General features: G+C 57.0%; 1 protein-coding gene. It reads left to right on the forward strand.

Annotation, left to right across the window (positions count from 1 at the left end):
- A partial coding sequence (locus AF337_RS04495) for an ATP-binding protein (RefSeq protein WP_244471182.1) occupies nucleotides 1-228 on the forward strand: 228 nt, incomplete at both ends.

Consider the following 228-nt stretch of genomic DNA (forward strand, 5'->3'; position numbering starts at 1 on the left):
TGTCCAGATCGTGCAGGTGTTGACAAACCTTGTTCGCAATGCCCTCGAGGCAACCGACGATGTCGATCAGCCCCATATTGCGATCCGAACCAAATCCGACACATCTTCTCATCTCGTTGTCGAAGTGTCTGACAACGGCTGCGGTATCGCAGCCGAGATCGAGGAGGCATTGTTCCGTCCCTTCGTGACCAGTAAACCGCGCGGCCTCGGCATGGGGCTGGCCTTGTC

This window comes from Rhizobium ecuadorense (assembly GCF_001187535.1).
Classification (GTDB): domain Bacteria; phylum Pseudomonadota; class Alphaproteobacteria; order Rhizobiales; family Rhizobiaceae; genus Rhizobium; species Rhizobium ecuadorense.